Genomic DNA, 14,852 nt, shown 5'->3' on the forward strand with positions numbered 1-14,852 from the left:
TAAAATCTATTATCCGATTTGTAGTATTTTTGCGCCCTGCATGCAAAAAAAGAGTACATATAAAAATCCAGGATTACAGCACTTATCGCTCGCAGGAAGAATTTTGAAACAGTTTTTCCTGATTGGGTTTGCCCTTACATTTTTTCTCCAGCAGTTTCACCCCAACTTCTTTTCGCATAACGCTCCCGGTTTTCAAAAAACATCACACGGCCTGTTTAGCTCCAAACAGTTACAGGGCACGGCCAATTCTTCTCTTCTTTCCCAGGAAGCTATCCATAGCATCACGGAAATGGAAGCAGATGAAGATGAAAACAGACAAAACACTGAGCCGGAATTGTACAGTACGGGCACCCAGAAATATCCTACAGACCAACTGGCCCACAATTACGTTTCCAGAATCCGTTATTTACAATTAGCCTCTTCCGTTCAGCAGCAGCCGCTGATCCCCTTTTTCATTCTTCACCATTCCTGGAAGAATCATATCGCGTAATACCCTTTTCGCTTTCGGATCCTCATTTATAACGAGTCCCTGTACTGTGTAGATAGACACCTGTAGCAGCATGGGGCTATTTAGTCAATACACTTATTCATTTCATTTTAATCAACCCTTTCATGAAGCGGATTTTCATTCCCGCCCTTGTGGCAACCTGCCTGTTGTATGCATCCTGCACCCAAAAAAAAGAAGAGGCTGAAGCTGAAAGCATATTTCAGGTAACCTCCCCCTTACAAACAGATACCGTTATTTACAATGAGTATGTTGGTCAGATCCGCTCTTCCAATCACATCGAACTGAGATCTCAGGAAAGAGGATACCTCGAAAAAATTTATGTAGACGAAGGACAGTATGTTACAAAGGGGCAGCTGATGTTCAAGATCATGCCCATCATTTACCAGGCCGAAGTAGAAAAAGCGAAGGCTGAAATGGATTTTGCCGAGATCGAATACAATAATACCCGGACTTTATCAGACAACAATGTTGTTTCGCAGAACGAGTTATCACTTGCCAAAGCCAAACTCAACAAGGCAAAAGCAGAACTATCCCTGGCAAAAGCGCATTTGAATTTTACAGAAATACGTGCTCCTTTTAATGGTATCATGGATCGTTTTTACAAACGGCTGGGTAGCCTGATTGATGAAGGTGAACTGCTGACCACGCTGTCTGACAACAGTAAAATGTGGGTATACTTTAATGTACCGGAAGCGGAATACCTCAATTTCATCAAGAAAGCCAAATCCGATAACAAACAGGCCGTACAGCTGGAAATGGCCAATGGCGAATTATTTCATTTATCGGGTGTAGTAGAAACCATTGAAGGTGATTTCAACAACGAAACCGGCAACATCGCTTTCCGGGCGGCTTTTCCCAACCCCGGGGGAATATTACGTCATGGTGAAACAGGCAATATCAGAATGCCCATTCCGCTGAAACACGCCATCATTATTCCGCAAAAAGCAACATTCGACGTGCTTGATAAAAAGTTTGTTTACGTCGTAAACGAAAAGGATGTATTGGAAGCCCGCCAGATAACCGTTTCACAGGAATTACCACACTTATATATCGTTGATTCCGGTATTGGCCCCAAAGACAAAATCCTGGCAGAGGGCCTTGGTAAAGTGCGCGACAAACAAAAAATAAAATATGAGTTTGTTCCTTTTGAAAAGGAGCTGATGGAATTAAATAAAATACACGCCGAGTAAGGCAAGAACTAAAAATAACTGAACCATGTTTAATAAGTTTATTAAAAGGCCCGTTCTTGCCATTGCCTTATCTGTGTTGATCATTTTCACAGGGTTATTGGCCATTAAATCATCACCGGTAGCGCAGTTCCCTGAAATTGCCCCGCCAAGGGTAACCATTTTTATAGAATTTCCGGGCTCTAATGCAGATGTACTGGTAAAATCAACCCTTACTATCCTGGAACGTGCCATCAATGGTGTACAGGGCATGCAGTATATGTTGTCTGATGCCACCAGTGCCAGTGAAGCGAGTATCGATATCGTTTTTGAACCGGGCACCGACCCTACCCTGGCAGCCGTAAGGGTTAAATCAAGGGTTGACCAGGTAATGACCAATCTTCCGCCACTGGTTCAACGCGAGGGGGTAATCATCTCTCCGTTACAGCCCAGTATGCTGATGTATTTGAACCTGTACAGCAAGAATAAAACGGTGGATGAAAAATTTTTATTCAACTATGCCAATACCTTCATCTTACCCGAACTGCAGCGTATCAAAGGAATGGGCTTTGCCCAGGCCATCGGCAGCCGTTCATTTGCTATCCGTGTATGGTTGAATCCGGAACGGATGCGGGCCTATAATATTTCCGCGGATGAGGTATTAAAAGCGATCGACGAACAAAGTGTACTGGCAAGACCCGGAAGAGTGGGTCTTAGTTCGGGTAAAAAAGCACAATCGCAGGAATATGTTTTTACCTATAAAGGCTGGTATAATAAACCGGAGCAGTATGAGAATATTATTATCAAAGCTACGCCTGATGGAGAAGCGCTGAAACTAAAAGACATTGCGCAGGTTGAAATCGGAAGTGAATTTGTAGATATCTATTCGAATAAAGATGGCCATCCTTCTGCCTCGCTTGTACTGAAACAAAATCCGGGTAGCAATGCCAGTATGGTAATTGACGAAGTAAAGGCAAAATTACAGGAGCTGAAAAAAGATTTCCCGCCGGGAATAGATTATGAGATCAATTACGATGTATCAAAATTCGTAGATGCGTCTATTGAGAAAGTGTTACATACCCTGCTGGAGGCATTTGTACTGGTAGCCATTGTGGTATTCATTTTCCTGGGCGACCTCCGGTCTACCCTCATTCCTATCCTGGCCGTTCCTGTATCGTTGATCGGGGCATTTACCTTAATGAGTTTCTTTGGCATCAGCATCAACCTGATTTCCCTGTTTGCCCTGGTATTGGCCATTGGTGTGGTAGTGGATGATGCGATTGTGGTGGTGGAAGCCGTGCATGTTAAGATGCACGATGAAAATCTTTCGGCTTTTGCAGCCGTGAAAAAAGTGGTGGGCGAAATCAGTGGTGCCATCATTGCCATTACGCTGGTGATGACATCGGTATTTGTGCCGGTGGCCTTTATGCCGGGTCCGGTAGGTGTATTGTACCGTCAGTTCTCACTGACCATGGCCAGTGCCATTTTAATATCCGGTTTTGTGGCACTTACCCTGACTCCTGTATTATGCGCGATCCTGTTAAAAAACACACATAAAACACCGAAAAAGAAATCACCGGTTACACGTTTTATTGATTGGTTTAACAGCAAATTTGAAGGTGCCACCGGTAAGTATATCAAATTACTTTCGCTGATTGTGAACCGGAAAGTGGTTACTTACGGCGTTTTAATCGCTTTTGCATTCGGCATTTTTGGCATCAACAAAATACTTCCTGCCGGATTTATTCCCAATGAAGACCAGGGACAGATCTATGCCATTATTCAAACCCCTCCAGGTACCACGCTGGAACGTACCAATGAAATATCCAGAAAACTGCAGTTGATCGCCAAAGAAGTGGAAGGGGTTTCATCGGTTACTGCACTGGCAGGCTATGAAATTCTGACAGAAGGAAGGGGCTCGAATGCCGGTACCTGTCTGATTAATTTAAAAGACTGGTCTGAGCGCAAAGAATCCGTGAAAGAGATCATCCGGGAGTTAGAGAAAAAGTCAAATGACCTGCCTGCCCATATTGAATATTTTGAACCTCCGGCTGTTCCGGGTTATGGTGCATCGGATGGATTTGCACTGCGTTTATTAGACAAAAGCAGCGATCCGGATTACCAGGAGTTTGACCGGGTAAACAGTGAGTTTTTAGCCGCATTGCAGAAAAGAAAAGAACTGAATGGCCTGTTTGCTTTTTACTCTGCCAAATATCCGCAATATGAAATCCTGGTGGATAATAAACTGGCCATGCAAAAAGGCGTTTCTCTTGGCGATGCAATGGAAAACCTGAACATCATGATCGGCAGTACTTATGAACAGGGGTTTATACGGTTTAACAATTTTTATAAAGTATATACCCAGGCCGGTCCGGAATTCAGGAAACAGCCATCAGATATCCTGAATATGTTCATCAAAAACGATCATGGCGAAATGGTTCCTTATTCCGCTTTTATGACCATCAAAAAAACGCAGGGGCCCAATGAGATTTCCCGTTACAATTTGTATATCTCTTCGCTGATCAACGGTACACCGGCCAAAGGCTATTCTTCTGGCGATGCCATTAAAGCGATCAAAGAAACAGCGGCACAGACCTTACCACGGGGTTATGATATTGCCTGGGAAGGTATTTCATACGATGAAGCCAGAAAAGGAAATGAAGCGCTGTACCTGTTACTGATAGTACTGTTTTTTGTGTATATGATACTGGCCGCGCAATATGAAAGCTTCATTCTTCCGTTTGCCGTATTACTTTCTCTGCCTCCGGGTATATTCGGATCACTCATGCTGTTAAAGGCCATGGGACTCGCAAACGATGTGTATGCGCAGGTGGGGATCATCATGCTGGTGGGATTGCTTGGAAAAAATGCCGTACTGATTGTTGAATATGCCGTTCAGAAACACAACCAGGGGGCCACTATTCTGGCAGCTGCTGTTGAGGGGGCCAAAGCCCGTTTCCGCCCTATTCTAATGACTTCTTTCGCCTTTATTGCGGGTTTGATCCCGCTGGTAATGGCAACAGGTCCGGGTGCCGTTGGTAACCATACCATTGGTGCTTCTGCGTTGGGAGGTATGTTATTCGGAACCATCTTCGGAGTGATCATTGTACCTGGCCTCTACTACATATTCGGCAAACTGCAGGAAGGCCGGAGCCTGATCTGGGACGAGGATAAAAATCCGTTGAGTGAAGATTTTGTAGAAAACCATTCCGACAATGCACTCAGCAAGCAAATCTTAAAATTCATCAAACGAATCAGAAATAAAAAAGATGATAAAGAACAAAATAAATAAGTACAGTCTCTTGATAGTGGTCATCATGTTGATGATGGCCTGTAAAACGCCTGCCATTACAGGTAAACAGGCGAACAGCATCACTCCTGCAGCTTTTAAGCAATCGCAGGATACGGCAAATGTGGCCAATATCAAATGGGCGAGTTATTTTAAAGACCCCTACCTGGTGGCACTCATAGATACGGCCTTACAAAATAACCAGGAACTCAATATTACTTTGCAGGAAATCGAGATCAGCAAAAACGAAGTAATGGCGAGAAAAGGGGAATACCTGCCCTTTCTTAACCTGGGTGCCGGTGCCGCGAGGGTAAAAGAAGGGAAATATACATGGAATGGTTTGTCGGAAGAAGACCTGAAAACAAATCCCGACAAAGCCCCGAAATACTTCGGCGATTTCATGACAGGCGCTAATTTTTCCTGGGAGTTGGATGTGTGGAAGAAATTACACAATGCCAAAAAAGCAGCCGCCATCAGATATCTATCCACCGTTGAAGGAAAGAATTTTCTGGTCACTAATCTTATCGCAGAAATAGCCAGTTCCTACTACGAGTTAATGGGACTTGACAATTTGCTGCTGATTGTGCAGCAAAACATTGAACTGCAAAAAAATGCACTTCAATTAGTGAAGCTGGAGAAAGAAGCAGCCAAGGTTACCCAATTGGCTGTTAACAGATTTGAGGCCCAGTTGCTGAACACACAAAATCTGCAATATGAAATTCAACAGAAAATTGTAGAAGCAGAAAACAAAATCAATTTTTTAACAGGTCGCTATCCAAAACACATCCCCCGGAATACTGCTGATTTCAACAACCTGATCAACGACCCGATTTTTGCAGGGGTGCCCTCACAACTGCTGGCGAACCGTCCTGATATCCGTCAGGCAGAATTAGAACTGGCAGCAGCTAAAGTAGATGTAGCGGTTGCCAAAGCGAATTTCTATCCTTCCGTCAGCCTGAAAGCCGGGCTGGGTTTCCAGGCTTACAACCCATTGTATCTGATCAGACCTGAATCCATTCTGTATAATCTGGGTGGCGAACTGGTGGCACCATTGATTAATAAAAATGCCATTAAGGCCAGTTACTTTACTGCCAATGCCAAACAAATTCAGTCTGTCTATCATTTCGAACAATCTATCCTGAATGCGCACATTGAAGTAGTGAACCAACTTTCCAGAATGGAAAATTTCACGAGGAGTTATGAAACAAAAGCCAGGGAAGTAGACATTCTTACACAATCAGTTGTCATTTCCAATAATCTATTTCGTTCAGCAAGGGCCGATTATATCGAAGTGTTATCTACACAAAGGGAAGCATTGGATTCAAAAATTGAACTGATTGAAATCAAAATGAAACAGTTGGAAGCCAAAGTGAATATTTATAAAGCGTTGGGGGGAGGCTGGAACTAAGTGCTTAAGCTAACCAGGCTTACTGATTGTGGAGGACGCCAGTAGTTCTATAGGCTCACTATCTCTGTGTTACGCTGTTGCTCTGAGAACTCTGTGTTAAAAAAATAGATGCTATTCTGAAATTGAGGTATAGAGTTTTTTTTCAACACAGAGATACAGAGATTAGGAGTTACACAGAGAAAGGAGCTGTTTTTTCCGGCCAGCACGACAATGGGTATAGAACCGGGATCCTTTTGTTGAACCCTATAAGATCTTCCAGGGCCTCGCTAACAAATGAAGATGCCTGCAGTATTTCTGCGCAACAATATCTTTACTATGAGCAGGCAGCCTTAGTTTCCTCCCGACTGCCTGCTCATTATGATAAAAATCCCCCCTCCCCGCTGTTTTTATACAGCAAATGCCTTTCATAAACCCCGAACTTTTTTTCTGTTAATCAGGAGAGCAATTAACTTTGCGGCATGATGTGGCAGAGTTATAATACAGCTACCAAACCCTGGCAGGAAGAAGAACGGGATACGATTACCGAACTGGCTTCTTCGTACCAACTGGTGGTATGGAATGATGAAGTGAATACATTTGAATGGGTAATCGAAACCCTGATCAAGATCTGTGGTCATACCCCGGAGCAGGCAGAACAATGTGCCATGCTCATTCATACCCAGGGCAAATACGCCGTTAAAAAAGGCGACTACGAAACGCTGAAACCCATGTGCGATGCGATTACAGACAGAGGAATAGGGGCAACGATTGAACAAGTTAATTAGAAATTAGCAATTAAAAATTAACAATGCAATACAGGCAATACAGGCCTTACAGTCCAACAATACACAGTTGTCCTCCTTCCATTTTTAATTTTTAATTTTTAATTCCTTATGCCTCTCCACACCCTCTCCTCCACCCTCTGGTTCCCTCCCGTGGAAGATGCAATGGAAGATGGTTTACTGGCCATGGGGGGCGATGTAAGTGTGGATCGGTTATTACTGGCTTACCGGCAAGGGATCTTTCCCTGGTACGATGGTGATATACCACTCTGGTGGAGCCCAGATCCGCGGTTTGTTTTATTTCCCCATAAACTGAAAGTGAGCAAAAGCATGGAACTGCTGATCCGTAAAAAAGCTTTCCGCTTTTCAGTGAATAAAGCTTTTCCGGCTGTGATCCGCAGTTGTAAAGAACTGCAGCGCCCGGGGCAGGATGGCACCTGGATCACCGATGAACTGGAAACATCTTTACTTGAATTACATAAAATGGGGTACGCACATAGTGCAGAAGCCTGGTTAGAACAGGAACTGGTGGGTGGTTTATACGGGATCCGTTTGGGGGAACTGTTTTTTGGCGAGAGCATGTTCAGCAAAACGAGTAATGCCAGCAAGTTTGCTTTTATTCATTTTGTGCAGCAACTGAAAAAAGAACAGGTACACCTGATTGATTGCCAGGTATATACCGCGCACCTCGAAAGCCTGGGGGCAGAAATGATTCCACGTAAAGAATTTATAGCTGTATTGGAAACTTACGGTGCCGAACTGCGGTAACCATACATTTTCTCTACATCGCGTACGATTTTTTCCATATCAACATCCTTGCCGCTGGCATCATAGTGCTGTTTCAGGTTACTGCCGAATAATACGGCCACGGTTTGCCAGAAAGCGGCGCTGATGAATCCTTTGTATTCATCAATGATCTCGTAACAGTTATTGCCCGTTTCGCGGTAGATCAGTTTCATCAGCACTTTTCCCTGGTATACAGACAGGTTGGTAAGTTTATCAGTAAACTCCTTTTTCAATTCTTTCTCCCGCGATTTAATGATGGCTTTCCGCTGTTTGCGGTCAGATACATTCACCAGTCTCGCATTGATCTCGTTCATGATCACACTGGCTCTTTTGGCATAGGGGAATGTAACATACACGGCATTGCGGAGGCGGGTCCAGTCGGCCCAGTAATTGCGCCATTTTTTCGACATCCGTCCCCATACTTCCACAGAAGGCAGGTACCCCCCATACGGAATGGTATCCCCTTCAGGGGTAACATAAGCGTATACCTTTACCGTATCAAATTGTCCATGGGTTTGCGCTGCTGCCTTACCGGCAGAGAACAATCCTGCCAGCAGGCAGGAAAAGAAGATGATATGTGGCAATAAACGCTTCACGTGATTTAAAAATAGACAGATCTGCGCTTATTAATGCTGTCTGAACCCAAAAAGTAACCCCAAAAAATGTTAAGAAACGCGTAAGGCACCTCTACCGGCTGCTTTCACCCGCTGAAAAATAGACATCCCAAAACCGATCACCATCACCACCACTCCCAGCCACAATACATTGATCATGGGGAACTCATATACTTTGAGGGTAATCAGGTCGGTAATGGCTCCGCTTTCTTTTACACCGATTTCCAGTTTGCCGGTATTCTGGTCCAGTACCTTATTGAATTTCAGTACAAGGCTTTGCGACACCACCGAATCGGGTAAACTGCGCAGCTGCATGCCCTGTAAAGCAATACCCGGTGTTACGGGATAACGGCGGCCATCTTTGGAGATCACGGTCATATCCAGGAACAAAGCGGTTTCGCCAGGCAGTATTTTGTCTTTTTGTTCCGGTGGGTTCACACTTACTTTATGCAGGATGATAAAGCCATTCCCGTAGAACAGCGTATCTCCCACTTTGGTTTCGCGGTTGCGGAAAGTGGTGGTATCCTCGCGGTTATTTTCCTGGAAAGAAGTGATGTACACAAAAATATCCTTGTGCCAGTAATGCTGTGCAGCCGGGTTGGCAGAGAAACCCTCACCACCTTTGTTCTGTTTGATCACATCCGGATACAACTGGAATTTCTCTCCCCCGTTTTTAGCAGAGAAATCGATTTCGAAATAACGTTTACGGTCAAGCGGATTAACCGTGTCTTTGGCATAGGTAACCATGAACTTACCCATATCCGTAGGCACCCCTTTGAACAGGGTCAGGTTCTCTGCAGGATCGCCGGCCGCATTGCCTTTGGCCTTGGGATCGCCCTGTAAAGGTGTGATACCTGTTGTGTTCCAGCTCAGCACTGTTTTTTTACTGGAGGAGATCAGGATGCCTACGAGCACCAGTCCAAAACCTACGTGTGCCACAGAAGCACCCGCCGCTTTGATCTTTCCTTTCATGCCCAGCCATACGTAGGCGGCATTGGCTACTACGGCATATACCGCAGCAAAAATGGCCATGTGAATGGCAAAGAGGAAACCGGGACCTTTTTTATCATAATGTACATCACCAAAGAAACTGATGGAAAGACTGATCAGCACCGCGATCAGCGTAGGAATCCATACTTTTTTACCAAAAAAGGCTTTGGGTGTGTCTTTGTATTTGAGGTATTGCGATACAGCGGTTAAGAGGCCGATCACGATCGCCACAAAGATCTGGATCTGGTTATAGGCAAATTCGGCATCTTCCGGCGGGGCAATATTGGTACCAAACAGTTTGTTGAATACCGGTACCGATGTTTTGGCAATGATCACAATACCGGAGAGGAACAATACCAGTGAACCGATAAAGATCCAGAACTCGCGGCTATACGTGTTTTCCTCTTTAACGATAGAAGGGATCTTTTTGTATTCTTTAAAATAAAGAAACAATGCCGGTAACAGGAATACCAGTACAAATAACAGCAACTGTGTATTCATACCCAGATCGGTAAAAGCATGTACGGAAGTATCGCCCAGTATACCGCTACGGGTTAAGAAAGTAGAATATAAAACCAGCACAAAGCTGATGATATAGAAGAAATAAGTAGGTCTGAGCGAATAGCCCGTATTACGGTAGATGAGATTGGTATGCAAACCGGCCACTAAGGTAAGCCAGGGTACCAGCGAAGCATTCTCTACCGGATCCCATGCCCAGTACCCACCAAAAGACAAACTCTCATAAGCCCAGGCGGCTCCCATCATTACCCCCGTACCCAATACAGCTGCTGAAAATGAAGCCCAGGGAAGCGCGGGTTTGATCCACTCATGTTTTCGGGAAAACAAACCGGCCATGGCATAGGCAAAAGGCACAATGGTGGAGGCAAAACCGAGGAAAAGGATCGGCGGGTGTATCACCATCCAGTAATTCTGCAATAAAGTATTCAGGCCCGAGCCGTCTTTGATCAGGGTAAGGTAATCGGCCCGCAGGTTGCCCGTCATTACATCTTTGAAAATCGGTGCCGAATCAAAGAACCCTTCGTTACGGGATAATACAAACGGACTGCTACCCACTTTGTTACCGAAGAAATAGATGCCGAGTACCATGGTAGCGAGGCAGAACTGGGCAAAACTGATCACCATCATCACACCGGCTTCCCATTCTTTGGAACGCCAGATCAGGACCCATCCCAGCACACAATGCCAGAAGCTCCATAACATGAAACTTCCCTCCTGTCCTTCCCAGAAACAGGCCAGCAGGTATTCTACCTGTAAACTCAGATCACTATGGGTGAAAGCATATTTGTATTCGAAGAGATGGTTCGAAATAATGTAATACAGCGTAACAAACATGGATAATACGCTGATGGTTTCTACGAAAAACAGTCCGCGGGAGAGCTTGAGCCAGCTTTGTTTGGCTACCGGATCAGCGGTTCTGAAAGCGAGTGCATAAGTAACGGTAGCCAATAAGGAAACCACCAGGGAGAGTACGGCAAAAAAATGTCCGATCTGGCCCGGCAATAAATGTTCTCCGATATAGTTCATGTAGCGTAGGTTCTGGTAAGGAAAAGCAGTTAAGGGTTGTAACGCAGGAATCAGGAATTGGTCTGAATAGTTTTATTGGCTTTGGGATCATCCTTGTATTTGGAAGGGCATTTCAGCAGGATATCCTTGCACTCAAAATGATCGCCCTGTACCCGTCCTTTCAGTACCAGGCGCTCGCTTTTTTCCATATCGGTGGGTTTGTTATTATGGTACACCACTTTGATATTATTACCCAGTGTATCTACGGCTGTGAAAGTAAGGTAGTTAGGGTTTTTAACGGCATCGTACTCCATCGGCTGCGCCTTGTCCAGTTTCACGATCAGGTTCACGAATTTACCCTCCTTCTCCTTGGCAGAAGCGATGGTTTCATATGTAGTCAGATCCCCCGTATAACTGATCAGCACCACGATGGCAGCCGCAATACAGACAAGGACGATGATGTGCATTTTCTTCATAACGTTCCGTTTATGCTGCAAAAGTAGCCCAAATTGGAATGGCAAAAGCCGATGATTCGCCGGGAAGGATGTTAAAAATCTGTTTTCCTTCACCCGTCTGCAAAAAAACCAGCTTTCGTGGGGGTTTGTGTCAACTTTTGTCCCTGGAACCCTACACAGATTAATCTTACCCGAATTCAGAAAATAGCCACTAAATTTGCGGGCTGTTTGCAATTATAAGATAACACCATGGCCGATTTATCGCAATTTGACCCCAATGGGGTAGGCAATCCCAACAACAATATTTTTGGCCTTCCCTTTACCGAAGAAGATGCCCGTCTGGTGATCCTGCCCGTGCCCTGGGAAGTAACCGTGAGTTATGGCGCCGGTACCGCCCGTGCAGCGGACCATATTTTCAAAGCCAGTAAACAGGTAGACCTGTTTGATGTGGATGGAAATTATGGCTGGAAACAGGGATTTTTTATGCGCGAGGTTGACAGGAAGATCCTCATGAAAAGTGATTACCTGCGCAAAGAAGCCGAACTCTATATCGATTATATCTCCCGTGGAGCATGTGTAGAGAAGAACAAGTTCATGTGCAAAAGCCTGAAAGATATCAATGAAGGCAGCAAAATGATGAACCAGTGGGTATTTGACCAGACCAAAGAGCTGCTTGATAAAGGCAAACTGGTGGCCTTACTGGGTGGAGACCACAGTACTTCTTTCGGTTTCATGCGTTCCTTAGGCGAAAAACATGGCGATTTTGGGGTATTGCAGATAGACGCCCATTGCGACCTGCGCAAATCCTACGAACATTTTGTGTATTCACATGCTTCGGTCATGTATAATGCATTGCAGGAAATCCCTTCCCTCCAAAAACTGGTGCAGGTAGGCATCCGCGATTACGCTGAAGAAGAATGGGACCTGATCTGTAACAGTGATTTTAAAATTGTTTGTTACCAGGATAAACAGATCAAAGAAAGACAATATGAGGGAGAAACCTGGAAGCAGATTGTAGACGAGATTGTGAACCATCTTCCGCAAAAAGTATATCTGAGTATTGATATTGATGGCCTTGACCGGAAATACAGTCCGAATACCGGCACCCCCGTACCCGGCGGTTTTGAAACAGAAGAAGTGTTTTACCTCATTAAAAAAATTACTGCCAGCGGCCGTACGATTATTGGCTTTGATCTGGTGGAGATCGGCGTGGGTCAGACAGACTGGGACAGTAATGTGGGCGCCCGTATCCTCTGGCGTTTGTGTAACCTGCTGGTCAATAATCAATCCTAACTTACCTGCATGAAAGTGTACGACTACATTATAGTACTCCGCAAGCCCAACTATATGCTGGTGGATCTTGTCAGCCGTTTTATGCTGATGATCGCCCTCGCCATTCTGGGTTATACGGTATTCTGGATTCCCTTTACCTGGTTCAGCGCCTACCTGGTTGTACTGATGGCAGGTATTGCCGGCTGGTGGGTCTACTGCACTTTACAGGCCAAAAAGGACCGGATGCCTTTTTACCGCCTGGGACTATTACTCGCCACCATCGGAATGGCTTCCCTTTTTCAGGTACACTGGATCACTTTCCTGTATTTCCTGGCGGCGATCTCTGAAAAACAGGTAAAATTTCCACAGGAGATCGCTTTTGATGCGAACGGGATCGTAGTTAACTCCCTGCCCAAAAAGAACTATTCCTGGCAGGATGTAACCAATGTGGTATTGAAAGACGGCATCCTCACCATTGACCTGAAAAACAACAAACTCATTCAGAAAGAAATAGAATCCAGCGGTTCTGCTGCAGAAGAAGCAGAATTTAACGAGTTTTGCAGGGGCAGGCTTAACGCAGAATGCAGAACGCAGAACGCTTAACGCAGAACCTAAAACGGCTTTCATCCTTACATTTCATACATGGCTATTACACAATCACCCTTCCTGCTGTATTCAGACGGAAAAGGAAATATTTTCGAAGACCCTACCCTCTATGCAGTGGGCCGCGCCGGTTGGGATGCTTTTCCCATTCCTACAGAAGAATGGATAGAACTGCCAGACGGTGGAAACTTATACGAACTACCCGGCAGACGCGGCATTGGCATTGATGTGAAGACCGGTGAGATGCGTTTGTGCGAAAAAGGCTGGGCCGTAGCCGCTTTTATTCCGCCGGCTCACACCGGTCTCTATATTGCCGCCTACGAAACCCTGCCCGATGCACCTACCCTGCCTTTGTTCTGTTATACCGCAGTGGGCTGGCACGATAACAAACACTATGTACCGGCCGTAAGGATCGAAAAAGATATCCGCCAGGAATGTGCGGGTTATGATGATACCAAAATTGACACAGGTGCCCACCAGTTACTGGCCGCTTACCCGGAAAACAGACTGGTAAAACATCTGATGGAAAAATGCTGCATGACCTACCACTGTCCGGCAGCCCGCAATTTTGCGCTGGGCAGATGGGAATGTCCCATACCCACTTCTCCCGCCTGCAATGCCAATTGCATTGGTTGTATCTCTTTTCAGCCCGAAGAAGAAACTATTGTTTCTACCCAGGACCGGCTCACTTTCAAACCCCTGGCAGAAGAGATTGTGGAGTTTACGGTACCGCACCTGATGAACGCACCTTTTCCCATTGTGAGTTTCGGACAGGGATGTGAGGGAGAACCCCTGTTGATGTGGGAAACCATCCGCGAAGCCATTATCGAGATCAGAAAACACACGCCCAAAGGCAGTATCAATATCAACACAAACGGTTCCAAACCCGATGCAGTAAAAACCTTGTGCGAAGCCGGACTGAACAGCATCCGCGTAAGTACCAACTCGGCGAGGAAACATATTTACGAACCCTACTACCGCCCCAATAATTATACATTTGAAGATATTATTGAGAGTCTGAAAGTAGTGAGAAGTTTCGGTGGCTGGACGAGCATTAACTATTTTGTATTTCCGGGTATGACAGATACCGTAGAAGAATACGAGGCTCTGCGCAAACTCATCATTGATACGGACCTCTGTATGATCCAGTGGCGCAATTTCAATATTGATCCCGATTGGTATATGGGCAAGATCGGTGTACACGATACCGGCGAAATGCTGGGTGTAAAACAGCTGATGGATCTGTTGCGGGAAGAGTTCCCGAATCTCCGCTTCGGTTATTTCAATCCATCGATGGAAAGGATCAAGGGTGACTATGAACATGATTTTGCGGGTGGGGATGTTGCTACTTTATAACGCGAATGTCAGGGCTGAAGCCCGATATAGTTAGTTATGCGCTGCCCCCCAGCTTAAAAGCTGGGGTTAATGAAGAACAGAGAATTTTCCGTTTTCTGCATCAGGGAATTTCATTAGCGA

The 14,852-nt window shown here is 45.2% G+C and carries 12 protein-coding genes; 9 read left to right on the forward strand and 3 right to left on the reverse strand.

Features of this window, described 5'->3' with window-relative positions; translation table 11 throughout:
• The first annotated feature begins 40 nt into the window (after positions 1-40).
• From AC1RNB_RS16355 to aat, 6 genes are all read left to right on the forward strand, one after another.
• Positions 41-490: a hypothetical protein gene (locus AC1RNB_RS16355; protein ID WP_493084563.1), complete on the forward strand. Its 450-nt coding sequence runs from the start codon at positions 41-43 to the stop codon at positions 488-490.
• A 122-nt stretch (positions 491-612) separates the two neighbouring features.
• Positions 613-1,698, forward strand: a complete 1,086-nt coding sequence (locus AC1RNB_RS16360) for an efflux RND transporter periplasmic adaptor subunit (protein ID WP_493084565.1) — start codon at positions 613-615, stop codon at positions 1,696-1,698.
• Between the two features lie 25 nt (positions 1,699-1,723).
• Complete coding sequence (locus AC1RNB_RS16365; RefSeq protein WP_493084567.1) at positions 1,724-4,966, forward strand: efflux RND transporter permease subunit; 3,243 nt, start codon at positions 1,724-1,726, stop codon at positions 4,964-4,966.
• Positions 4,944-6,371, forward strand: coding sequence for a TolC family protein (locus tag AC1RNB_RS16370; RefSeq protein WP_493084569.1), 1,428 nt, complete (start codon positions 4,944-4,946; stop codon positions 6,369-6,371). Before AC1RNB_RS16365 ends, AC1RNB_RS16370 begins: the two co-directional genes overlap by 23 nt.
• Positions 6,372-6,829: 458 nt before the next feature.
• On the forward strand, positions 6,830-7,135 hold the full coding sequence (locus AC1RNB_RS16375; RefSeq protein WP_493084570.1) for an ATP-dependent Clp protease adaptor ClpS: 306 nt from the start codon (positions 6,830-6,832) through the stop codon (positions 7,133-7,135).
• Between the two features lie 108 nt (positions 7,136-7,243).
• Positions 7,244-7,900 carry a leucyl/phenylalanyl-tRNA--protein transferase gene (gene aat, locus AC1RNB_RS16380; RefSeq protein ID WP_493084572.1) on the forward strand — a complete coding sequence of 219 codons (657 nt, stop codon included), beginning with the start codon at positions 7,244-7,246 and terminating at the stop codon, positions 7,898-7,900.
• Here aat and AC1RNB_RS16385 read toward each other — a convergent pair.
• From AC1RNB_RS16385 to AC1RNB_RS16395, 3 genes are all read right to left on the reverse strand, one after another.
• Entirely contained in the window at positions 7,879-8,514 is a 636-nt protein-coding gene (locus AC1RNB_RS16385; RefSeq protein WP_493084574.1) for a DUF4294 domain-containing protein, read from the reverse strand. The genes aat and AC1RNB_RS16385 overlap by 22 nt on opposite strands.
• 69 nt (positions 8,515-8,583) lie before the next feature.
• On the reverse strand, positions 8,584-11,067 hold the full coding sequence (gene ccsA / locus AC1RNB_RS16390) for a cytochrome c biogenesis protein CcsA (protein WP_493084575.1): 2,484 nt from the start codon (positions 11,065-11,067) through the stop codon (positions 8,584-8,586).
• 50 nt (positions 11,068-11,117) lie between these two features.
• On the reverse strand, positions 11,118-11,522 hold the full coding sequence (locus AC1RNB_RS16395; protein ID WP_493084577.1) for a cytochrome c maturation protein CcmE domain-containing protein: 405 nt from the start codon (positions 11,520-11,522) through the stop codon (positions 11,118-11,120).
• A gap of 228 nt (positions 11,523-11,750) precedes the next feature.
• On the opposite strand from AC1RNB_RS16395, the gene AC1RNB_RS16400 reads away from it, so the two are divergent.
• From AC1RNB_RS16400 to AC1RNB_RS16410, 3 genes are read left to right on the forward strand one after another with little or no spacing between them, the layout of a single operon-like run.
• Positions 11,751-12,794, forward strand: coding sequence for an agmatinase family protein (locus tag AC1RNB_RS16400; protein WP_493084579.1), 1,044 nt, complete (start codon positions 11,751-11,753; stop codon positions 12,792-12,794).
• Positions 12,795-12,803: 9 nt separating this feature from the next.
• Positions 12,804-13,376, forward strand: coding sequence for a hypothetical protein (locus AC1RNB_RS16405; protein WP_493084581.1), 573 nt, complete (start codon positions 12,804-12,806; stop codon positions 13,374-13,376).
• Between the two features lie 39 nt (positions 13,377-13,415).
• A complete protein-coding gene (locus tag AC1RNB_RS16410; RefSeq protein WP_493084583.1) occupies positions 13,416-14,732 on the forward strand; it encodes a radical SAM family protein in 1,317 nt (438 codons plus the stop codon).
• Positions 14,733-14,852 lie beyond the last annotated feature (120 nt).

It is taken from the genome of Sediminibacterium sp. GW821-FHT12F12 (assembly GCF_058806635.1).

Coding starts and splice junctions, on each gene's coding strand:
- ccsA (WP_493084575.1), bottom strand. CDS start 11,067: ATGAACTATATCGGAGAACATTTATTGCCGGGCCAGATCGGACATTTT.
- AC1RNB_RS16410 (WP_493084583.1), top strand. CDS start 13,416: ATGGCTATTACACAATCACCCTTCCTGCTGTATTCAGACGGAAAAGGA.
- AC1RNB_RS16375 (WP_493084570.1), top strand. CDS start 6,830: ATGATGTGGCAGAGTTATAATACAGCTACCAAACCCTGGCAGGAAGAA.
- AC1RNB_RS16355 (WP_493084563.1), top strand. CDS start 41: ATGCAAAAAAAGAGTACATATAAAAATCCAGGATTACAGCACTTATCG.
- AC1RNB_RS16405 (WP_493084581.1), top strand. CDS start 12,804: ATGAAAGTGTACGACTACATTATAGTACTCCGCAAGCCCAACTATATG.
- aat (WP_493084572.1), top strand. CDS start 7,244: ATGCCTCTCCACACCCTCTCCTCCACCCTCTGGTTCCCTCCCGTGGAA.
- AC1RNB_RS16395 (WP_493084577.1), bottom strand. CDS start 11,522: ATGAAGAAAATGCACATCATCGTCCTTGTCTGTATTGCGGCTGCCATC.
- AC1RNB_RS16400 (WP_493084579.1), top strand. CDS start 11,751: ATGGCCGATTTATCGCAATTTGACCCCAATGGGGTAGGCAATCCCAAC.
- AC1RNB_RS16365 (WP_493084567.1), top strand. CDS start 1,724: ATGTTTAATAAGTTTATTAAAAGGCCCGTTCTTGCCATTGCCTTATCT.
- AC1RNB_RS16370 (WP_493084569.1), top strand. CDS start 4,944: ATGATAAAGAACAAAATAAATAAGTACAGTCTCTTGATAGTGGTCATC.
- AC1RNB_RS16360 (WP_493084565.1), top strand. CDS start 613: ATGAAGCGGATTTTCATTCCCGCCCTTGTGGCAACCTGCCTGTTGTAT.